Source organism: Granulicella sp. S156 (assembly GCF_009766105.1).
Classification (GTDB): Bacteria; Acidobacteriota; Terriglobia; order Terriglobales; family Acidobacteriaceae; genus Granulicella.
Map to the genome: position 1 here is coordinate 281702 of NZ_LMUH01000001.1, position 21423 is coordinate 303124.

Sequence of the window (21423 nt, forward strand, 5' to 3'; positions counted from 1 at the left end):
CCTCTGCGCATCCCGTCAGAACGACCTTCACGACGCTAACGCATGGTCATTATTACTTTTGGAGCTATGTCATGAAAAAGCAGATGCGAATCTTCTCCGCCGTCAGTACTGTGATTCTTACCTCGGTTTTTGCCTTCGCTCAAACAGCACTTGCACAGGACGACGCAGCAATGCAGGCCGCACAGCAGGCGACCCAGGCTGCACAGGACGCGGCAATGCAGGCAAACACGATGATGCAACAGGCCAGCCAAGCTAGTCAGCAGGCGATGCAGAATGCACAGAACGCCGCCATGGACAATAATCCAGGCTACAGTTCATCCAACCACCAGCAGCCTCCCACTGTTCCCTCACCCAACACACCCGTTCCGGCGCAGATCCGCACCGCGCATACTGTCTTCCTTGCTAGCGACGGCTCTGATCCCAACTTTCCTCTCGACCCCAACACCGCATACTCCGCCTTCTACGACGCCATCCAATCTTGGGGACACTACCAGCTCGCCCCCTCGGCCCAGGAGGCCGATCTCGTCTTCCAACTCCGCGGCGTCGCGCCTATCACCGATATCTCAGGAGATCGTTACGGCGTCTACTCGAGCACCAGCCCTGCCTTCCAACTCATCATCCGCGATCCCAAAACCAACACTCGCCTCTGGACCGTCACGTCACCCGTCTTTGCAGCGCCGAAGAGGTCCACGATGGCCTACTGGCAAAGCATCGCTGTCACGAACCTCGTCAGCCGCGTCAAGGTTCTAGCTGGCCAACCGCTCTCACCGGCTGAGTCAGCTAGCCTGACAACGATCCCCAACTACCACCACGGCCGCAACGCCGCCATTCTCACGGGAGCTGCTGCTGCAACAGCCGTAGCTGTAACTGTCATCGCGGTCCATGAGATGCACAACTCACAGGCCGACTTTTGCAACGCTCACAACATTCCACTCAACGCATGCCCTGGTAGCTAGTACCGAGACAGAGTGAAGGAGTGGACAGGAAGGGTTGTCAGTTAGGCAGGCCGATTTTTGGCTGACACCTTTAGCCTGCAAGTAGCGGTCTTGAAAACGGAGAGTGCCGAGGCCTTTAGGCCACGGCACTCTCCGCGCTCTTGCGCAAACCCACAGGCCTTAGTTCTATGGCGCGTTCAATAGTGTTTTAGTGGCGCCGCCAGCTATTCTCAAAGACACCAGCTCCACATCGGGGGCCAGCAACAGCCGTAATCGGGTCTCAGCTTCTAGAAAAGTCGTCCCTTCGGCCAGAAACAGCAGCACGGAGGGTCCGGCGCCGCTCAGGGCGACGCCTGCGATCTCCGGCTCCGCGGCCAGCGGCAGCAACTGTTTGAGGAGCGGGCAAGCTTCGGTTCGATAGGGCTGGTGCATGCGGTCCTGCATCGCCGTAGCCAGCAACTCAAGTCGCCCCTGGGCGAACGCCGCGACCAGCAGCGACGCACGCTGCACGTTGAAGATCGTATCGGCCTTCGAGTAGCTATCCGGCAGCAGCGCACGGGCTTCTTTCGTGGCAAGGCTGGTCGGCTGTACGGCGAGCACCAGCTCCCAGTTCGGATCGCCTGCAAAGGTTGCGACTTCAACCTCTTCACCCTGCTGAGAGGAGACCGTGAAGCCGCCATACCAGCAAGCGGCCACATTGTCCGGATGTCCCTCGCGACGGCTGGCCTCGGCAACGATGCCCACATCCCCAAGCCCAAGATTGCCGAAGTGATCGGCCAGTGCTACTCCGGCCAGAAGCGCGGCCGCGCTCGACCCACAGCCCATGCCCAGAGGAATTTCGTTGTGAATCTTAAGATGGAGTGGAAGGATCTGCCGGCCTGCAGCGCTCAGGACAGCGCAGTAGGTATCCAAGGTGAGGTTACGTTCCAGCGCACCACAAAGCGCGGCATCGCGCCCCGTTGCATGAATCTCAAAGCTGGACGCGGCATGGGCCTCCACGGAGAGATGCATCGACAACGCCAACCCAGCGGCGTCAAAGCCCGGGCCCAGATTTGCTGAAGTCGCTGGCAGTACCAGACGCACGGCAGGAACCACACTCATGCGATCTGGCCTGCCGTAGCGGCAACGCTATCCAGCGCCCGCAGGACATCATCCACATTCGCATCCAGCACAATCGGCGCATGTTGCAGCGCCGCGTGCTGGTCGAGTTCGCCGCGGCCTGCCTCTGCAAGCTCCGCCTCGTTGAATAGTTGACCGCGATGGTACTGGATGGTGTATTCGGAGTCCTTCAGGGTATGGCCGGTCAACAGCAATATCGCCGTCTCTTCCGTGCCGACGCGGCCAGCCGCAACAAGCTTCTTCAAGCCCGCCAGGGTTACCGCCGATGCCGGCTCGCAACCGATCCCCTCGGCTCCGATCTGAGCCTTGGCCAGCGCAATCTCGCGCTCGTTGACCTGCTCGCACCAGCCACCGGTAGCTTCGAGGATGCGCACCGTCTTCTTCCAGGAAGCTGGGTTCCCGATGCGGATCGCCGAAGCGCGCGTCTCGGCTTTCACCGGCTCCAGACTGCGGCCGCCGTTCTCCTGCATGGCGCGGTAGAGCGGATTGGCCCCCTCCGCCTGAATGACACTGATCTTCGGGACGCGCGAGATGAACCCTAGATGCTTCAACTCGGCAAAGCCCTTGCCCAACGCAGCGCAGTTGGCCAGATTGCCGCCTGGAACGATGACGTGGTGCGGCACCTGCCAGTCGGTCTGCTCCAGCATCTCGAACGCGGGAGTCTTCTGGCCTTCGAGCCGGTAGGGATTCACGGAGTTCAATAAATAGATAGGCGCGCGCTTCACCAACTCCGTCAGTACACGCACGCAGCCGTCGAAGTCCGTGCGCAACTGCACCGTCATCGAGCCATAGTCCATCGACTGCGAAAGCTTGCCCCAGGCGATCTTGCCTTCAGGGATCAACACCATACTGCGCAAGCCGGCACGAGCCGCGTAGGCGGCCATCGCGGCGGAGGTGTTGCCGGTCGACGCGCAGGCGACCCACTCAAAGCCGCGCGAGACCGCGACCGAAAGAGCAGCCGTCATCCCCGTATCTTTAAAAGAACCGGTGGGATTCATCCCCTGGTGCTTGGCCAGCAGCCAGTTCATCCCCAGCGCGGCAGCAGACTTTGGGAGCTCGTAGAGAGGGGTGTTCCCCTCGCGAAGCGTAATAGCCTGATCGTCCGCGACGATTGGCAGCAAGTCGCGAAAACGCCAGACACCGCTCTGGTCCACAGCTAAAGTCGAGGTTCGACGTTCCTGCCATAGGTGCTTCAAAGCAAATGGGTTAGGACGATTGACGGGGGCACCGGAAGCACTTTCGCTCCAGGGGTATTCCACCTCATAGAGATCGCCGCAGCTTGGGCAACGGAAGTCGCTTCGAGCCTCCTGGCCGGCGATCCTTTGCCCGCAGCCCGTGCATCGGAGCATGTGTGTTTGCGTACTCATGTGTTTCCATAGATTATCGCAGAGCCTGTTTCATGGGGTTGTGATTGCGGTTTCTTCTCTCCGTTCTTGCACTTGTTTTTCTGGCAAAAGCGAAAACAAAGCCCTGCGTCTGTTTTGCTATAGTTCATGCTCATGCGATTCCCGCGCTTATTCTCCCTCTCGTTATTGCTGGCCTTTGGCATAATCGCTCAAGCACAGACGAAAGAGCTCCATATAGCTGCCGCAGCCGACCTGCAGCCAGTGCTGCCGACGTTAGCCCAAGCCTATGAGCACGCAACGGGGACCAAAATCGTCGCTTCCTTTGGGTCTACCGCGACGCTGACCCAGCAGCTGCTGAACGGCGATCCGCAGGACGTCTTTCTTGCGGCGGACTTTGTCCATCCCGAACAGCTTGTTGCCGCAAACCTCACGGTAGAACACAGCCCTGTGCCTTATGCCAAAGGCGTTCTTGTGCTGTGGGCGCGTAAGGATTCACCGGTGCAGCCACTCACGCTCGACGCTCTGACCGATCCTCGCGTGCAGAAGATCGCTGTCGCCAACGATCAGCACGCTCCTTATGGCGTGGCAGCGACGAAGGTTCTTGCTGCGCTGCACCTGACCGACAAGGTCGCCAGCAAGCTCGTAGTGGCGGAGAACATCGCGCAGACGGCGCAGTTTGCAGAGTCCGGCAATGCACAGGTGGGGCTTATCTCGCTGACCATCGCCAGTTCCCCACACTTCCGCGAGATAGGCACCTACGTTCGCTTTCCCAACGTCTATCCCGCAATCCGGCAGTGCGGGGTTACCTTGAAGGCCTCGAAGAACCAGAGCGCCGCTCAGGACTTTCTTCGCTGGCTGACGAGCAAGGACGTACAGGAAAATCTGCAGAAGATGGGGCTCGATCCCGCGGAATGAAGACACCCTCCTTTGTGGTAGCTACAAACAAAGAGCTTTGACGCAAAGGGCGCGACGGGAGCCAAGTTTCGCCACGGCTACCGTTGCGAAACTTGGCTTGTTCCTTTGCGCACTTTGCGTCAAGGCTTTGTCCTCTCGAGAGCTAGACTGAACTGACGATGGACTTCCCCGCGCTTGGCCTCACGCTTCGTCTGGCCTGCCTCACGACTTTGCTGCTCCTGCTGTTTGCGACGCCGCTGGCAGCGTGGATCGCGAGTGGAAGGAGTGTGGGCAAGCGTGTGGCACAGGCTGCCGTAGCACTGCCGCTGGTGCTGCCCCCCACCGTGCTCGGCTTTTACCTGCTGATGGGCCTGGGACCGGCGACGGCGCTGGGCCGCACGATCATTCGTTGCCTCGGACATCCTCTCGCCTTTACATTTCCAGGACTCGTCCTGGGATCCATGGTGTACAGCCTTCCCTTTGCCGTGCAGCCGCTGGTCGCAGGCTTTGCGAACGTCGACCGTTCTCTCGTGGAGACCGCCAGTGTGCTCGGTGCTGGTCCCTGGACGATCTTTCGCCGGATTGTTCTGCCTCTATCGCGCACGTCGTTCCTGACAGCCGCCGTTCTTACCTTTGCCCATACGGTAGGCGAGTTTGGCGTCGTGCTCATGATCGGCGGCGATATTCCCGGCGTTACTCGCACACTTTCCATCTCGATCTTTGACCAGGTGCAGGAACTCAACTACGCCGCCGCCAACCGGACTGCACTCTGGCTGGTCGCGCTCTCGTTTGTGGCGCTGCTGATCGTCTATATGCGCAGTCATCGAACGCAGGAGGCGGAACTTGGCTGAGCGGGCCGCGTCGCAAAACACGCCGCACCATCGGCTGGCCGTTCACCAGCAGCTTGGCCCGCTTCGCCTGGATGTGGACATTACCTTCTCCGCTCCGTGGGCCTTGATCTTCGGGCCATCCGGCAGCGGAAAGAGTTCTCTGCTGCGGGCAGCATGCGGGCTGCTTGACCGGAACGGAGTTGAGTTTGCAAGACATGATACGGGTGGCCAGTGGCTCTCCATGAGCACCTCGGCAACCCGTCGGCGCTCCTTGAGCTATGCGCCGCAAAACTCGACGCTCTTCCCGCACCTCACCATTTCAGAGAACGTGGCATTCCCTTCACAATCTCCAAGAAACGAAAGTAATCATAAACCTTTAGTTGAAGAAGTATTGGAACTTTTTGAGGTAAAAAGCTATGCCGACAGGCTGCCACGAGAACTCTCTGGCGGGGAGCGGCAGCGTGTGAATCTGGCGCGTGCCTTTGCTGTGCCTGATGCGAAGCTGATGCTTCTTGACGAGCCCTTCTCCGGGGTCGATCGAGCTATGCGCGATGCCCTGCTTCCGCGAATGCAGGAGTGGCTTCTGCTGCACAGGATTCCAGTTATCTCGGTGAGTCACGATGTGGATGAGGCGCTGTTGCTTGGGGCAGAAGTCGTGGTGCTTGCGAGCGGCTCGGTGGTAAGCCAGGGACCAGCGATGGAAGTTCTTAGCGAAGAGCGAGTGCGGATGCTGAAAGCTCTTGGTTACACCGAAGAAAGACCTTGACGCAAAGGGCGCGAAGCACTTTGTCCGTACCCACCAAATATCTACCCCAACAGCACCGGCTCGCGTTCCAGGCGAACACCAAACCGGGATTCCACCCCTGCAATAATCTCGTGCTCAAGACGCTCCACATCCGCAAAGGTAGCGCCGCCACGGTTGGTCAGCGCAAGGGTGTGACGCGTCGAAATTCCAGCAAGTCCAGCTCCGTATCCCTTTACAAACCCTGCATGCTCCAGCAGCCAGGCGGCCGGGAGCTTCACTAGTCCCTCACCTGCAGGCCAGTGTGGGACATCCGAGGCTTCCATCCCTGCTGCTTTTGCGACTTCTGGAAGTAGAGACACAGCCACCACCGGGTTTTTGAAGAACGATCCTGCACTGCGGCAGTCCGGATCGCCCTCGACGATCAACATTCCCTTGGCACGGCGGATTCCGCGCACCACAGCAGCAACTTCAACGAGTGTGGGCACAGCCGATGCCTGGGCAAAGTGCCGCTGAAGGTCTGCATAGCGCAAGGTTGGTGCTCCCCCTGGATGAAGCTGAAAGCGCACTCGGGTGACGATGTAGCGGTCACGGGCGTCGGTGTTGAAGAGGCTCGCGCGATAGCGGAAGCGGCACTCCTGTTTCGGAAGATCGACGAACGTCCGCAGTTGCCGGTCGAAGGCCCGCACCGACACGATCGTCTCTGCGACCTCCTGCCCGTAGGCCCCGACGTTCTGGACAGGCGTACCGCCAACACTCCCCGGAATCCCAGCTAGGCACTCGACCCCAGCGCATCCTGCCGCAACGGACTGAGAGACAAAACCGTCCCAGATCTCCCCGGCACCGACTTCAAACGCCCCAGTACCCAGGGCCTCAACCCCAGCGATCTTCATGTGCAGCACAAGGCCGGCGAAACCTTCATCACGCACCAGCAGGTTGCTTCCGCCGCCTAGCAGAAAGAGCGGCACCCCCTGCTGTTCCGCCCAGGTGACGGCCGCGGCGACGTCTTGCTCGCTGACGGCTTCAGCAAAGAACCGCGCTGGGCCGCCGATGCGAAAGGTGGTAAACGGCGCGAGAGGGACGTCTTCGCGGATAGGCAGGCTTTCAGAGGTCACGGCTTCGAGAATATCCTTTACGGCCCTAAACCACAGGTGCCCCTTTTGATGCGACCAACTCGGGGGTCGTACAATCGAATACGGGAACACAGCTACCCAGAAGCTGCGGAACAGGATTTTCAAGGAGAAGCAAATGTATCCAGAGTTGATGGTAATTCCGATGCGCGAAGAGTTGACAAAAGCCGGTGTGCAGGAAGCACGTTCCAGCGCGGACGTCGATGCGGCTGTCGCACAGCCCGGAACCACGATGCTCGTCGTCAATTCCATCTGCGGCTGCGCTGCCGGCAAGATGCGCCCTGGCGTACGGCTCGCGCTGCAACATGGCACCAAGCCGGACCACGCTGTAACGGTCTTCGCAGGCCAGGACCGCGAGGCCACCGAGCGCGCCCGCAGCTACTTCCAGGGGCATCCGCCGACCTCGCCCGCGATTGCGATCCTGCGTGACGGCCAGCTCGTCTACCTGATGCAGCGCTCCGCGATCGAGAGTTCGACCGCTCCGGCGATCGCCCAGGAACTGACGCGCGCGTTTGAGGCTTATTGCTCGAAGGCGACCGCGTAATCCTGCCAAAGAACAAGCATCAGCAAAATCTTTAACGCAGAGGACGCGGAGGTTTCGCGGAGGTCGCCACGGGTTCCACCGCGACCTCCGCGAAACCTCGGCGTCCTCCGCGTTAAAGGCATTTCGCTCGCAGCAGTAAAAACTGCCTGCTCCAGCATTTGATAGCCTTGCAATCATGACTTCCTCCGACACAGAGCTTCGGGTCGCCATTCTCGGCACGGGTAAGATGGGCGGCATTCTGCTGCAGGGCTTCCTGAAGGCCGGCTTCCTTAAGCCCGAACAGATCTCCGCAACAGTCGCTCACGAAGAGCGCGCGCAGGCTTTATCGAGCCAGCTTGGCATCACGGTCACCACCAATAACCTCGAAGCGGCGCAAAAGGCCAATGTCATCCTGCTGGGCGTAAAGCCGCTCCAGATCGCCGACGTGATCCGTGAGATCCAGCCCGCACTCACACCGGGCAAGCTGTTGGTGTCGTTTGCAGCATCGGTCAAGACTCGTGCCATTGAAGATGCTGCAGGCCTGGAGATCGCGGTGATTCGGGCCATGCCCAATACGCCGTCGATGGTTGGCGCCGGAATAGCGGCCCTCTGCCGTGGGCGTTTCGTTAAGGATGAGCAACTGCGGGTTGCCGAAAAGATCTTCGCGACGGTCGGACGTACTGTCGTCGTCGACGAGAAGCATATGGATGCCGTAACCGGACTCTCTGGCTCGGGCCCAGCCTTTCTCTACATCATCATCGAGGCCCTTGCCGAAGCCGGCGTCAACGTCGGGCTGCCACGCGACATCGCAACCCTGCTGGCCGCGCAGACGACTTACGGCTCCGCCAAGATGGTTCTCGAGACCGGCGCTCATCCGGCGCTGCTCAAGGACGAGGTCACAACGCCCGCTGGGTGCACGGTCGACGGCATCCTCGAACTCGAAGAGGGCGGTCTGCGCGTCACGCTGATCAAGGCCGTTAAACGCGCAACCCTGCGTGCCCGCGAGCTGGCCAACAGCTAACATCGAAGCATGAGTCGAATCGTACGGGCGTTACGCGAGGGATGCGGCCTCACGGCCTATGCGTGGTGTGTGCTGGCCTTCATGGTCCTCGTCGTCCTGGAGGGCGCTATCGTGCGCGCGACGGGATCTGGCGCAGGCTGCGGCAACCATTGGCCGCTGTGCAACGGCGACTTCTTCCCGCATCATCCGCGTCTGGCGACCATCATCGAGTACACGCACCGGTCGATGACCGGCTTCTGCTCCACACTGGTTGCCGTGTTGATCGCGTGGGTCTTCTTCGCTCGTGCCAAGGGTGAGCGCGCACGCAGAGCTGCGGTCTGGGTTGGTGTTCTGCTATTGACCGAAGCGTTGCTGGGTGCAGTGCTGGTCTTGGGCGGATATGTTGAGAACAACGCCTCCGATGCGCGCGTATTCGTGCAGTGCATCCACTTCACCAATACGATGTTGTTGCTGGCTGCGCTGACACTGACAGCATGGTGGCTTCGCAGGAGGCAGGAAACTTCATCAGGTCCAGCGGAGGCCATAAGCCTGGCGTGGATCGGATTATTGGCGACCATCGTTGTAGGCGCAACAGGCTCGGTGGCGGCCCTTGCGGATACGCTCTTCCCTTCACCCTCTCTGAGCGCGGGTTTGGCTGCTGACTTCGCCGCGACGGCCCCGCTGCTTGTGCGGATGCGCTGGCTGCACCCTGCCGCCGCGATCATCGGTGTGGTCTGTGTTGCGTGGCTGTGCCTGCGGGTGCGCTCCAAAGTTGCACGGTGGGTGGTGGCGTTGCTCGTGTTGCAGTTGGTGCTTGGCACGGGCGATGTATTGCTGCTGGCGCCGACGTGGATGCAGGTGTTGCATCTGCTGGGGGCGGATCTTTATTGGATTGCGCTGGTGGCGTTATGCTCCGATGTGTTGGCGCCGCAGCGATAGTCGTTGCTTGTTTTTCGCCGTCATCCTGAAGCGAAGCTGAAGGACCCCCGCATTTGAGGTGGCACAGACGCAAAGCGAACTACAAATATTGGCGGTGTCGCGCTTTGCGTCTGGGGTGGCACCAATTCGGGGGTCCTTCGCCTACGGCTCAGGATGACGACGAAAAACAAGCAACAGCAAACCAGCGCTCACACACACTTCTCATCAGCCAGCGAAAGATGCTTATCCAGCGTATCGATGCCTCTATCGATCTCCTCTTTCGTAACGATCAGCGGCGGTGCGATGACGAAGTGGCTTACCCAGGCCTGAATCGTGACGCCGTCGGCGAACATCTTGCCTGCGATCTGATCGACCAAAAGCGGCGCGCCTGAGACCTTGTCGGCATACGTGTTGAACGGCTCCTTGGTCTCGCGGTTCTTCACCAAATCCACGGCCCAGAACAATCCCTTGCCACGCACTTCGCCGATGCTGCGATGCTTCGCTTTTAGCGCCTGAAGCTTCGCTTCTACATAAGGAGCAAGTTCCGCGGCGCGGTCGATGAGGTTCAGCCGCTGCATCTCGTGGATGGTCGCGACCGCCGGAGCCAGTGTCATGGGGTGCGCCTCGTAGGTATGTCCGTGAGCAAAGTAGTGGTCGATGAAGAAGTCGCCGATCTTCTGCGTGGTTGCGCAAAGTCCTAGCGGAACATAGGCCGAGGTAATGCCCTTCGCCGTGACCAGAATGTCCGGCTTCACGCCCCAGTGGTCCACGGCAAACCACTTGCCCGTGCGGCCCCAGCCGGTCATGACCTCGTCAGCGATCATCAGCACGCCAGTCTCGTCGCAGATCTTCCGCAGCTTCGGGAAGTATTCATCGGGCGGAACGAGGACGCCATTCGTGCCGACGATGGGCTCCAGCAATACCGCTGCTACGTCGGACTCATTGCGAATCATGTGCTCGATATAGTCGGCGCAGGCAATGCCGCACTGCGGATAGGTGTGCTTGATCGGGCAGCGATAACAGTTGACCTCGGGGCCAAAGATGACGCCGGGGCCTTTGCCGCCTGGCTCCATCGCCCAACGGCGTGGATCGCCGGTCGCCGCAATGCTGCCCGTCGTAGAGCCGTGATAGGAGCGATAGCGTGCGATGATCTTCGACTTGCCGGTGTACATGCGCGCGATCTTGAAGGCCGCCTCGTTGGCCTCCGTGCCGGAGGTCGTGAAGAAGAACTTGCTCAGCCCCTCGGGCAGCACCTCCAGCAACAGCTTCGAGAGTTCGGCGCGTGTCGCGGTCGCGTAGCCCGGCATGGCGTAGGGCAGTTCACGCGCCTGCTGCACGATGGACTCGATCACCGCCGGATTCTTGTGCCCGAGGTTGACGCACATCAGCTGCGACGAGAAGTCGAGGTAACGCTTGCCGTTCCCGTCGATCATGTAGCAGCCCTCGGCGTCGGCCATGTGGACGGGGTTCCAGCTCTTCTGGAAGCGCCAGGTGCCGTAGTTCAGACGGCGAGTGAGATCGACGATCTCTTCAGAGGTGAGGCCATGCGATGTTTGAGGAAGCGTTTCAGTAGGGCTCATGGTGTTGCCTTTCGTATCAGTTGGTAGCGAGTGCCAGACGCCGGGCGTGGCCGAGCATCAGCACGTAATAGATAGCGCCGGAGAGGAAGAAACCGACGAACCAGGCGTAGTCATAGAGAAATGCAATCTGCGGAACGAACCGCCCGATCAGCGCCACGACGACTCCTGCAACGAGTGCGATCAAAGCGACTGGATTGAAGCCGTTCTTATACTCGTAGATTCCGCCGCGGCGATAGAGTGAGTAGGTATCGAGCTGCTTGTGGCGCACGAGAAAGTAGTCGACGACCATAATGCCGGCGACAGGCCCCAGCAGCCCGGAGTACCCCACCAGCCACCCGAACACATAGCTGCCGAACGTTGCCATCAATTTCCACGGCATCATCGCAAGCCCGAGGAAGCCTGTAATCAATCCACCGGTACGGAAGCTGATCAACTTTGGCGCGAGGTTCGAGAAGTCATTCGAGGGGCCTACAACGTTAGCCCCGATGTTCACATTCAACGTCGCAATCAGCAGTCCAATCATGCCGAAGAACGCGATCCAGGGCTGATGAAACTTGCCCAGCAGCGTCACAGGATTCCATATCGGCTGGCCAAAGACAACAGTCGAAGCCGACGTCACCGCGATCCCGATGAACGAATACAGCGTCATCGCCACCGGCAGACCAATGGCCTGACCGATAATCTGCGAGTCCTGATTTTTGGCATAACGCGTGAAGTCCGGAATGTTCAGCGAGAGCGTCGCCCAGTATCCGACCATCGCCGTCAGCGAGGGAAAGAAGAAGTGCCAGAATGCGCTATGTGTGGCGAACTTGCTTGGCGTTGCAAGCATCGGCCCAAAACCGCCCGCGCGATGCAGCATATAGCCGAGCAGAGCCAAAGACATCACCAGCATCAACGGTGCGGAGAAGCTCTGCAGAAACCGGATGGACTCCACGCCGCGCCATACCACCAGCATGTTCAGTGCCCAGAACCCTAGAAAGCACACCCAGGTAACGCTGGGCATGTGTTCCGTCGTGGGCCACAGGACGACGACCATTGCCGCGATCGCCTGACCGCCGATCCACGACTGAATACCAAACCAGCCACAGGCGACGATGGCTCGCAGCATCGCCGGAATATTCGCGCCCACAGGCCCGAATGATGCGCGCACAAAGACCGGGAATGGAATACCGTATCGCGTGCCCGCGTGAGCGTTCAGCAGCATCGGGATGAGCACGATGAGATTGCCCAGCAGGATGGTGCCCACTGCCTGCTTCCAGTTCATGCCGCCGGCGATCAGCGACGAGGCCAGCATGTAGGTCGTGACCTCCATCGACATCGAAAACCACAGCGCGATGTAGTTGTAGGTGCTCCAGGTGCGTTGCGAGGGTTCTGTCGGCGCGAGGTCTTCGTTGTACAGCCGTGGATCGGGCGCGAACTCCGCACCTAACTGGTCGCTGTCCAATACGGACTTCGTGGCGGCTGAGATCAAGCAAAACCTCCGGCATTCGCCTCGCGTCTGATGAATCGCCCACGGCCCGTGGCGCCCAGGAACTTACCCGGCTGCGTTGTGTTGTCGACGACAAGTTCACCACGCGAAAACACCTTCGCGGCGTTGCCCTTCACATTCCAGCCTTCGAACATCGAGTAGTCGGTCGCCATGCGCTGCGTCGCGGCAGAGATGGTGTACTCCACGTTTGGGTCCCAGAGCAGGATGTCGGCGTCCAGCCCTGGAGCGATCGCGCCCTTTTGCTTGCCCATGCCGAAGATGCGCGCTGGAGCCGTGCTGCTCAGTTCGACGAACTTCTCCGGCGTAATGCGTCCGGCGTTCACGCCGAAGTGCCACAGGATCTGCAGGCGGTTCTCAATGCCGGGGCCACCGTTGGGGATCTTTGTGAAGTTGCCGCGACCGAGTTCCTTCTGATCAGCAAAGCGGAAGGGACAGTGGTCGGTGGAGACGACCGCCAGCGTGCCGTCGGCCAGAGCGCCCCACAACGGAGCCTGATGCCGCTTTTCACGCAGTGGAGGTGTGAAGACAAACTTCGCCTCCTCCCAGCTCTTGCCCGGCATCTGGTCTTCGATGGAGAGGACGAGGTACTGCGTGCAGGTCTCGGCCAGAGCCTTTGCGCCGCGCGCCTGCATGAACTTCAGATCGTCGAGCGCGTACTCATTGGAGAGATGCACGATATAGACTGCCGCACCAGCCAAATCGGCCAACGCAATCGCACGGTGCGTGGCTTCGGCCTCAGCCTTCGGCGAACGCGAGAGTGCGTGATAGTGCGGCTCGGTCTTGCCTTCTGCGATCATCTGCGCGACGACGATATCGATCGCGCTGCCGTTCTCCGCGTGGATACAACAAAGCGCATTCAGTGCGGCGGCCTTCTGCATCACCTTAAACATCAGGCCATCGTCGATCATCAGCACGCCGGGATAGGCCATGAACAGTTTGAAGCTGGAAATGCCGGCTGCGAGCATCTCTTCCATCTCATGCAGGCCCTGAGAGCCATCGCCTGGGCCGAGATCCGTGACCGCCATATGCAGCGAGAAGTCCACGCACGCCTTGTTGTCGGACTTCTTCAACCACGTGGCGAGAGCCTCCTTCATGGTGTGCCCCTGAGACTGCAGGGCGAAGTCGATCACCGTCGTCGTGCCACCGACTGCTGCAGCCTGTGTGCCGGTCGTGTAGTCGTCCGCCGAGGTCGTGCCGCCGAAGGGCATGTCGAGGTGCGTATGCACATCGATGCCACCTGGCATTACCAGCAGGCCCGTTGCATCGACGACCGTATGCCCTGTTACATTCAGCCCCGCACCGACCTTGGCAATCTTCTCGCCTTCGATCAGTACATCGAGCTTCTGCGAACTGTCCGCGCTAACGACCGTTCCATTCTTGATCAGCGTTCCCATGGCCCTTCGCTCCTGCTAGCTACGAGATAACAGAGATTAGATAACAGAGATCAGGCTTGCTACCGCGATCCAAAGGCTGATCTCTCGTATCTGTTCTCTCACTTCTCTTTCCTACAGATTCGGGTTTCCCGCATGACCGACGCCCTGCGGCACAATCCCTGCGGCTACACGTTCTTCCCAGGTTTCAGGAGCCAGACCGGTGTCGATCCGCTCCATCGTGATGCACTCCGGCACCGGGCAAACCAGTGAGCATAGGTTACAACCGACGCACTCCTCTTCATCGACTCGCGGAATGCGCGAGAGCGGCGTGCGATACGGTCCGTCGGCGCCCGCGCCATCGAGGTCGAGCTTGGGAATCGGGGTTGTGCTGATGCGGCTGCGGCTCTCGGCGGCGACCATGTCCGGCGTACGGAAGTGGTTCGGCGCAGGGAGTGTGCGGTCCAGATGGATACACTGGTGCGCTCCATCCCAGCAGGCCGTATAACAAAGGTCACAACCAATGCATTTTGATTCATGAATGTGCGCGACAACCTTATAGTTCAGGTTGAGATTCTTCCACTCGCGCATATTGGGCAGTGAGTGGCCACGGAAGTCGTCCAGCGTCTCGTAGCCTTTGCGGCGCATCCATGCGAGCAGGCCGTCGGCCATGTCTTCGACGATGCGGTAACCGTAGTGCATTGCCGCGGTACAGACCTGCACAGTGCCCGAGCCCAGCAGAATGAACTCCGCAGCATCCTGCCAGGAACCGATGCCGCCGATGCCGGACATCGGCAACGCGGCGTTGGGGTCCGACATGACCTGCTGCACCATGTTCAACGCGATCGGCTTGACAGCGGGTCCGCAGTAGCCGCCGTGCGAGCTCTTGCCGTCGACCATTGGTCGAGGCTCCAGGGTGTCGAGATCGATGCCCGTGATGGAGTTGATGGTGTTGATCGCCGAGAGCGCATCCGCACCGGCGCGCTTGGCGGCTCGCGCGGGGATGCGGATGTCGCTGATGTTCGGCGTCAGCTTTACGATGACCGGGGTGCGGGCCTTCTCTTTTACCCAGCCTGTGATCTGCTCGCAGTACTCCGGCACCTGCCCCACGGCCGCGCCCATGCCGCGCTCGCTCATACCGTGCGGGCAGCCGAAGTTCAGCTCCAGGCCGTCAGCGCCCGCGTCTTCGGCACGCTGCACGATGTCGTGCCACGTCTCGCGTTTGGACTCGACCATCAGCGAAGCAATGACTGTGTTCTTGGGATAGCGGCGCTTGACCTCGGCGATCTCCCGCAGGTTTACCTCAGTCGGCCGGTCGGAGATGAGTTCGATGTTGTTAAAGCCCATCATCTTCTGGCCGTTCCAGTCGATCGACGAGTAGCGTGAGCTGACGTTCGTGATCGGCGCGCCGATGGTCTTCCACACCGCTCCACCCCAGCCTGCATCGAAGGCGCGCATGATCTGCTCGCCGCAGTTGGTCGGTGGTGCGGAGGCCAGCCAGAACGGGTTGATGCACTTGATGCCTGCGAATGTCGTTTCAAGCGTGGGCATTATTTGACCTCCAGCCATGCGGCAATTCCAATGCCAGCGCGTTTGCCGTCGGCTACGGCGTCTACTACCTCGCGACCGCCGTTCGTGCAATCGCCCCCTGCAAAGTACTTCGGGTTGGACGTCTGCCCGGTTGCGCGGTCGACAAGGATGCGTCCGCGTTCGAGTTTTACCTTGGACGGCTGGCTATCCAGGCCAGCCAAGAAGTCTGTATGCGTCGCCTGACCGATAGCCAGCACGATCAGGTCGACCGGCAGCGAGAACTCTCCCCCCGCCTGCGGAACAAGCGATCCATCCGAGGTGGTCTCGAGCTTCGCAAGCTCCAGAGCCTCGACCTTGCCCGCTCCCTTTAGGCCAGTCGGCTTGACGTGCCAGAGGAACTTCACGCCCTCCTGCTTCGCGTGCTCATACTCGAAGGCGAATGCGGACATCTGTTCCGGCCCGCGACGATAGACCATGTGGACCTCTTGCGCCCCCAGCCGAACGGCAGCGTTGGCGGCGTCGATGGCCGTATTGCCTGCGCCAATGACGGCGACTCGCTGCGGTGCGGTCGTGATCTCTCCACTCTTGTACCCGGCGATGTAATCGAGAGCGTTGGTCACGCCCTGCATCTCTTCGCCGGCGATGCCGAGCTTGTGGATCGCACCGAGCCCCATACCCAGAAATACCGCGTCGTGCGAGGCTTCGAGTGCGGCTAGCTGTGCGGCATCGACGGTGGTGTTGAAGTGGAACTCGACGCCAAGCTGCGAGATCAGATCGATCTCGCGCAGGCTCTCTGCGAGTGGCAGTTTGTACTCAGCGATGCCGTAGGTATTCAAGCCGCCGGGAAGAGGCCGCGCGTCGAAGATCTCAGCGCGAATCCCGCGACGGCGAAGCTCGGCAGCACACGCAAGCGAAGCAGGCCCCCCGCCAATCAACGCAACCGACTTGCCTGTGTCTTTGCCTGGAGAAAACGGTAGTGGGGCGCCACTCTCATGCAAGGCATCCATCGCGAAACGCTGCAGCCTGGCAATTTCGATGGGCTGCTTGTTGTAGCGGTGCATCACGCAGGCACCCTCGCAAAGGACCTCGACCGGACAGGCCCGAGAACAGCTCGCACCCAGAATGTTCGCATCGAGAATGGTCTTCGCTGAACCTTCAAGGTTATCGCTGGCGATCTTTTTGATGAAGCGTGGCACATCGATATGCGTGGGACAGGCGGATGTACAAGGCGCATCGAAGCAGTAAAGACATCGGTTCGCTTCAGTCACCGCTGCGGTCTTGTCGAAAGCAGGGTGCAGATCCGGAAAGCGTGCCGCAATCTCGGCCGAACCGGGGGACTGGGCCTGGAAGTTTGTCTGCTCACTCATCGGGCCGTCTGTGTCTCCTTCTGTCGTTGAATATCGCCAAATAAAAATGCGATCCCGCCGCAGCCGTCTGATGCTCTGCGTGCCGGTCGACTGCTAGACCTTTTTCAGAAGTCACGATTATGCATCATTTCGAGGCAAAGCGTGAAACCAGGGGTATCTGCCGGGGTGCCTATCGGCTCAAAATCCACTTGCACGTCTTCTCTGCAAGGGCGTGAAACGCAACAACAGCCTGCTCGAGGTGCTCTCTCTTCGTATCCTCAGCACGGTTGTGGCTGAGGCCATTCAATGACTGCACAAACATCATCACAGTGGGAATGCCAATACGCGCGACCTCCGCCGCGTCGTGCAGCGGCCCCGACGGGAGCTGCTCGGATACGCCGGCGGTTTCGACGATCGCCTGGTCGCAAAACGCTATCAACTCGGGGTCAAAGGGTATCGGCTCGATCGACCAGATCTTCGACCACTCAACCGTGCAGCCTTCTTCCTTCGCGAAACGCTCACTGGCTTCTCTTGCCTCACGTAGCATCCCCGCCAGCACCTCCGCGTCGAGATCGCGCATGTCGAGTGTCGCCTCGCATCTCCCCACCACTGCCGTCACAATACCGGGGAAGGTCTTTACGCTGCCCATCGTCGCAACGGACTGCGGATGCTTGCGCGCAATCGGACGAATCTCCAGAGCAAGTTTGGCAGCTGCAGCCAGAGCATCGCGTCGGACCTCCATCGGCGTCGAGCCGGAGTGCGCCTCCTGGCCACGGAAGGTAATCGCCCATCGCTCCACACCCTTGGTTCCCTGCACCACGCCGAGTGGCTTACCGAGCTTTTCCAGAATCGGCCCTTGCTCGATATGCAGTTCGAGATACGCAGCGATGTTTTTCTGCTCGACGCTCGCGTCGCCAACCTTCTCGACCGCAACACCGCATTGCTTCAATGCGGCCTCAAGCGTTACACCTTCGCGATCGGTGCGAACGCGGTCGGCCTCGATGCTGTGCGTCCCTGCAAAAGCAGAAGAGCCGAATAGGCTGCGTCCGAAACGCGCGCCCTCCTCATCGGCCCAATCGACCAGCTTTACCGTGCAGGGCGGTTTACCGTTGTACTGTTTCGAGAAGCTCGTCAATACCTCAAGGCCAGCGATGACACCCAGGCAACCGTCAAGCCATCCGCCATTGGGCACCGAGTCCAGATGGCTTCCTAAGACCAGCGACCTCTCCGACTCGCCCTGCAGCGTGACCCAGTGATTACCGGCGGCATCGTAGTGATGCTCCACAGGAAGCGCGGCGAGTTTTTGCTCAAACCATGCGCGTGCCTTCAGCCATACCGGCGACCACGCCACGCGTTGCGCCCCTTCATCGTCAGCCGTCAGAGCACGAAGCTCATCCAGATGCGTCAGTACTGCCTTTGGGTCGATCATGCAACACCTCAAAATGAAACGTTAGCATTAGAGACGTAAGTTTTGCGCAAGACGGATGAGCGAGGTTGCTCCTGCGGCGCAACGAGAACTCAAGCAGGATCGTCCAGTCGCTCGATCATCACGTCCGTGGATTTGATGAGAGCTGCTGCCGCGTCACCCTTTTTCAGCTGAAGCTCACGGACCGCACTCGCCGTAATGATCGCTGTAATGTGGTTGTCGCCCGTACCGATCACCACTTCGGCAAGAAGACCCTCGACGCGAATGCTGACGATCTTTCCAACGATTTGATTTCTGCCGCTCACACGACGATATCGCTCTCGCGACTCCGCGGGAGGCTTGGCGTTGTCTTTCGCCAGAAAGGGTTTAAGGGCTGATTCGGCGATGCGATGATGGCCGCCCGGTGTCGGATGAGTCTTCAGCTTGCCCGTGAGGATCCACTGCTTAATCGTCGGATAACTAATTCCCAGAAGGCGGGCTGCTTCGCGAGGCGTCAACATGGGATCGAATTTTGGCATGAACTAGATTTAGCATTTTTGAAAAGAAATCGTTGGTTTATGAAATTGACCCTATGATTTGATTCGTATAAATTCAAGCAGTCGGAACAATTACTTCTTCAAAACGTGCATAAGGAATAGCGGACGACGTTCATTCCTAAGCCACATAGCTACCGCAAACCCTCCTCCACCATCCGGCGCCTCCAAAGTGGTCTTACGCTTGAATGCGTCGAGGCCGGGTGAACCAACTCTCAAGGAGCGCGATGTCTCGCCACACTGTTGTCCCCCTTCCCCTCTCCAAAAACTCACACTTCCGCCTTCCGCTATTCACACTTTTTCTGTTGCTGGGATCGTTGCAGGCCTTCGCACAGTCGGTTCAGGTAAGCGGCACGATTAAAGACCCGGATCAATCGGTAGTGGGCAATGCCGTTGTCACGTTGGAAAATTCGCAGACTACACCTGCACTCCAGACGACTACCAACCAGGCCGGACAATACGTCTTCAACTCTGTGCTTCCGGGAACCTACAGACTGGAGGCGCATAAGCCTGGATTTGCTCCAATCGTCCTTCCCTCATTGACCGTTCCAGCCGGGCAGTACATAAGGCGAGACCTATCGTTTGCCCTGGCCAGCACCAGCGCATCCGTTACCGTCAATGGCGGCGTATCCGGCACGTCGGTGCAGGGATATTACGTGAACCATGTAGACCAGGGGGTTCTGGGAACTTCACCGGTCGTAAACCAGCCCTACACGATCACGGTAATGCCGGCCGAAGAGATCGCGAACACCCAGGTGAAGAGCCTTCGTGACGCCATCAAGTACCTTCCGCTGGTTTCCTTCACCGAGCAACAGGGTCCGGAGATCCTTCGCCCTGCGACGCGCGGCGTTCAGGGCAGCATCGCGCAGAACACACGCATGGACGGAATGGCGATAGCGATCACCGGCGGCAATCCGATGGAGCAGTATCAGGAGATGCAGGTCGAAAACGGCCTTGGCGCTGCCATGTACGGACCGGCGAACCCTTCCGGCATGTTCGACTTCGTGCTCAAACGCCCCACGGAAGAACGCACCGCCAACCTCTTCCTCGAGCAGGACAGTAGCTCCGTCGGCACAATCTATGGAGATGCGGGCGGCCGCATGGGGCCGCATAAGATCTTCGGCTATCGGACCAATCTGCTCTTTGGGGATGGAACACAGTTCGTCGACGAGAGCCGGCTGCGCCGTCGCCTTGCCGAGTTCGCGTTCGACCTCCGTCCCACAGACAGGACCACACTAGACGGACACTACAGCGTGTATGACATCGTGCAGCGCGGCTATCCGGGCTGGTTCGTATACGGCCCGCCCAAGGCCGTCAATGGAGTACTGCAACCTACACTGCTGCTGCCCTCCGCACCCGATCCAACGCGCGTTGGCTACGGCCAGGCCTATGCTGGTGTGAACCTCACCACGCAAAGCACCAGCGCTCGCCTGCTCCATGACTTTTCGCCCAACTGGCACGCGATGGCTGGAGGCCTGGCGCAACGTCTCGATCGCTTTATCGATACGCCCGTCAACACCCTCACCGACAACACTGGCGACTACAGCACTTCGTTAGCGACAGGCTTTGCACCCCGCTTTGGCGTGGAAAGCGATCTTGGCTATATCACCGGTGTCATTCAGAAATGGGGCATCAAGCAGGATGTGGTTGCGGCCAGCGAAGGCTACCGCTTCAACCAGTACGCGTATACCGCACCTTCGGCCAGCGCCGTTCTACTCGGTACGGCAAACATCGCCAACCCGAAGGTATTTCCAGCTCCAGTAGCGGGCCTGCCGCAAAATCACGGGCTGTACCAATCCGCGGTGGTGCATCAGCAAGGCTTTGACCTCGGAGACCTGATCACGTTCCGCAGTCGCTTCCTGGTGCGTCTCGCCGCCAGCCAGGATTGGATCGGCGTGGACAACAACTCCGCGACCGCGCGCACTAGCGGCTCGAACAAGCAAGGCATCAGCCCTTCTGCCAGCGTGATGTATAAGCCGACGAGCTGGACAACAGCCTATGCCACCTATGCCAGCAGCCTGCAGCAGGGCGATATCGCTCCCGGTGGCGCCACTCTCGTGAATGCCAATCAGGCACTCCCACCCTACCGCAGCAAGGAGTGGGAGCTTGGCTTCAAGACGGAGGCCCGACCACTAGCGATTACAACCGCGTTGTTCCGGCTGGAACGGCCTTTCGCGGATACCATTCCGTTCAACAACAGCGCTACGCAAACCATCTATGCGATCGTCGGGCAACAAGTGAATTACGGCGCAGAGATCTCCGGGCAAGGCACGCTGTTCCATCGCCTGCTCGTGGATGGTGGCTTCACCGCACTCAACGCGCGGCTGAACAACACGAACGTGCCTTCAACCGAGGGCAAACGCTTCGTCGGTATCCCTTCCTATAAGTCGAACCTGTTGAGCGAATACCGCGTGCCCGGCGTCGCGAACCTGAGCATCACAGGCGATTGGCAGTTTGTAGGAAAGCGTCCACAAGACGACCAGAACCTGCACACCACTACCGGCTACAACACGTTCGACTTCGGCTTCCGCTACTCGCACGCGTTTTTTACCAAGCTGGCGACGCTGCGTTTCACCTGCAATAACATCACCGATACCCGCTACTACTCGACGATCTCAGCCGGCGACATCACGGGAACCAACGCGAGCAGCAATACAGCTCACCTTGGCACGCCGCGAACGATATCGACGTCGCTGAAGTTCGCCTTCTAAG

At 59.7% G+C, this 21423-nt stretch carries 18 protein-coding genes; 8 read left to right on the forward strand and 10 right to left on the reverse strand.

Annotated features, from left to right (window positions below):
• Window positions 1-71 precede the first annotated feature (71 nt).
• Window positions 72-956, forward strand: a complete 885-nt coding sequence (locus tag GSQ91_RS01260) for a hypothetical protein (protein ID WP_158819433.1) — start codon at window positions 72-74, stop codon at window positions 954-956.
• Between the two features lie 165 nt (window positions 957-1121).
• Here GSQ91_RS01260 and thrB read toward each other — a convergent pair whose 3' ends face one another.
• Together thrB and thrC are read right to left on the reverse strand one after the other, a co-directional pair.
• Window positions 1122-2036, reverse strand: coding sequence for a homoserine kinase (gene thrB / locus GSQ91_RS01265; protein ID WP_158819434.1), 915 nt, complete (start codon window positions 2034-2036; stop codon window positions 1122-1124).
• Window positions 2033-3421 (reverse strand): threonine synthase, encoded by a 1389-nt coding sequence (gene thrC / locus GSQ91_RS01270; RefSeq protein ID WP_158819435.1) that lies wholly within the window; start codon window positions 3419-3421, stop codon window positions 2033-2035. The genes thrB and thrC overlap by 4 nt, the downstream gene beginning before the upstream one ends.
• Window positions 3422-3553: 132 nt before the next feature.
• Between thrC and modA the strand changes: the two genes are divergently transcribed.
• The 3 genes from modA (at window position 3554) to GSQ91_RS01285 (ending at window position 5890) form a co-directional block, all read left to right on the forward strand.
• Window positions 3554-4315 (forward strand): molybdate ABC transporter substrate-binding protein, encoded by a 762-nt coding sequence (gene modA, locus GSQ91_RS01275; protein WP_254064306.1) that lies wholly within the window; start codon window positions 3554-3556, stop codon window positions 4313-4315.
• Between the two features lie 158 nt (window positions 4316-4473).
• Complete coding sequence (gene modB, locus GSQ91_RS01280; protein WP_158819437.1) at window positions 4474-5145, forward strand: molybdate ABC transporter permease subunit; 672 nt, start codon at window positions 4474-4476, stop codon at window positions 5143-5145.
• A complete protein-coding gene (locus GSQ91_RS01285) occupies window positions 5138-5890 on the forward strand; it encodes an ATP-binding cassette domain-containing protein (protein ID WP_158819438.1) in 753 nt (250 codons plus the stop codon). Before modB ends, GSQ91_RS01285 begins: the two co-directional genes overlap by 8 nt.
• A gap of 41 nt (window positions 5891-5931) precedes the next feature.
• Here GSQ91_RS01285 and GSQ91_RS01290 read toward each other — a convergent pair whose 3' ends face one another.
• The gene (locus tag GSQ91_RS01290; protein ID WP_158819439.1) at window positions 5932-6981 is read right to left on the reverse strand and encodes a UDP-N-acetylmuramate dehydrogenase; all 1050 of its coding nucleotides are present in this window, start codon (window positions 6979-6981) and stop codon (window positions 5932-5934) included.
• Window positions 6982-7114: 133 nt separating this feature from the next.
• Here GSQ91_RS01290 and GSQ91_RS01295 point away from each other — a divergent pair, with 133 nt between their 5' ends.
• The 3 genes from GSQ91_RS01295 (at window position 7115) to GSQ91_RS01305 (ending at window position 9458) form a co-directional block, all read left to right on the forward strand.
• Complete coding sequence (locus GSQ91_RS01295) at window positions 7115-7540, forward strand: BrxA/BrxB family bacilliredoxin (RefSeq protein WP_158819440.1); 426 nt, start codon at window positions 7115-7117, stop codon at window positions 7538-7540.
• Window positions 7541-7715: 175 nt separating this feature from the next.
• Window positions 7716-8540, forward strand: a complete 825-nt coding sequence (gene proC, locus GSQ91_RS01300) for a pyrroline-5-carboxylate reductase (protein ID WP_158819441.1) — start codon at window positions 7716-7718, stop codon at window positions 8538-8540.
• Between the two features lie 9 nt (window positions 8541-8549).
• Window positions 8550-9458 (forward strand): COX15/CtaA family protein, encoded by a 909-nt coding sequence (locus GSQ91_RS01305; protein WP_158819442.1) that lies wholly within the window; start codon window positions 8550-8552, stop codon window positions 9456-9458.
• Between the two features lie 188 nt (window positions 9459-9646).
• Here the strand turns inward: GSQ91_RS01305 and GSQ91_RS01310 are convergent, their stop codons facing one another.
• The 7 genes from GSQ91_RS01310 to GSQ91_RS01340 all read right to left on the reverse strand — a co-directional run bounded on the left by GSQ91_RS01310 (window position 9647) and on the right by GSQ91_RS01340 (window position 18696).
• On the reverse strand, window positions 9647-11017 hold the full coding sequence (locus GSQ91_RS01310) for an aspartate aminotransferase family protein (protein ID WP_158819443.1): 1371 nt from the start codon (window positions 11015-11017) through the stop codon (window positions 9647-9649).
• Window positions 11018-11033: 16 nt separating this feature from the next.
• Window positions 11034-12488: an NCS1 family nucleobase:cation symporter-1 gene (locus GSQ91_RS01315; protein ID WP_254064307.1), complete on the reverse strand. Its 1455-nt coding sequence runs from the start codon at window positions 12486-12488 to the stop codon at window positions 11034-11036.
• Window positions 12485-13900, reverse strand: a complete 1416-nt coding sequence (gene hydA, locus GSQ91_RS01320; protein ID WP_158819444.1) for a dihydropyrimidinase — start codon at window positions 13898-13900, stop codon at window positions 12485-12487. The genes GSQ91_RS01315 and hydA overlap by 4 nt, the downstream gene beginning before the upstream one ends.
• A gap of 111 nt (window positions 13901-14011) precedes the next feature.
• A complete protein-coding gene (gene preA, locus GSQ91_RS01325; protein WP_158819445.1) occupies window positions 14012-15427 on the reverse strand; it encodes an NAD-dependent dihydropyrimidine dehydrogenase subunit PreA in 1416 nt (471 codons plus the stop codon).
• The gene (locus GSQ91_RS01330; RefSeq protein WP_158819446.1) at window positions 15427-16773 is read right to left on the reverse strand and encodes an NAD(P)-dependent oxidoreductase; all 1347 of its coding nucleotides are present in this window, start codon (window positions 16771-16773) and stop codon (window positions 15427-15429) included. Before GSQ91_RS01330 ends, preA begins: the two co-directional genes overlap by 1 nt.
• A gap of 169 nt (window positions 16774-16942) precedes the next feature.
• Window positions 16943-18181: a Zn-dependent hydrolase gene (locus GSQ91_RS01335; protein WP_158819447.1), complete on the reverse strand. Its 1239-nt coding sequence runs from the start codon at window positions 18179-18181 to the stop codon at window positions 16943-16945.
• A gap of 89 nt (window positions 18182-18270) precedes the next feature.
• A complete protein-coding gene (locus GSQ91_RS01340) occupies window positions 18271-18696 on the reverse strand; it encodes a TOBE domain-containing protein (RefSeq protein WP_158819448.1) in 426 nt (141 codons plus the stop codon).
• Between the two features lie 242 nt (window positions 18697-18938).
• Here GSQ91_RS01340 and GSQ91_RS01345 point away from each other — a divergent pair, with 242 nt between their 5' ends.
• Complete coding sequence (locus GSQ91_RS01345; RefSeq protein WP_158819449.1) at window positions 18939-21422, forward strand: TonB-dependent receptor; 2484 nt, start codon at window positions 18939-18941, stop codon at window positions 21420-21422.
• Window position 21423: the final 1 nt, after the last annotated feature.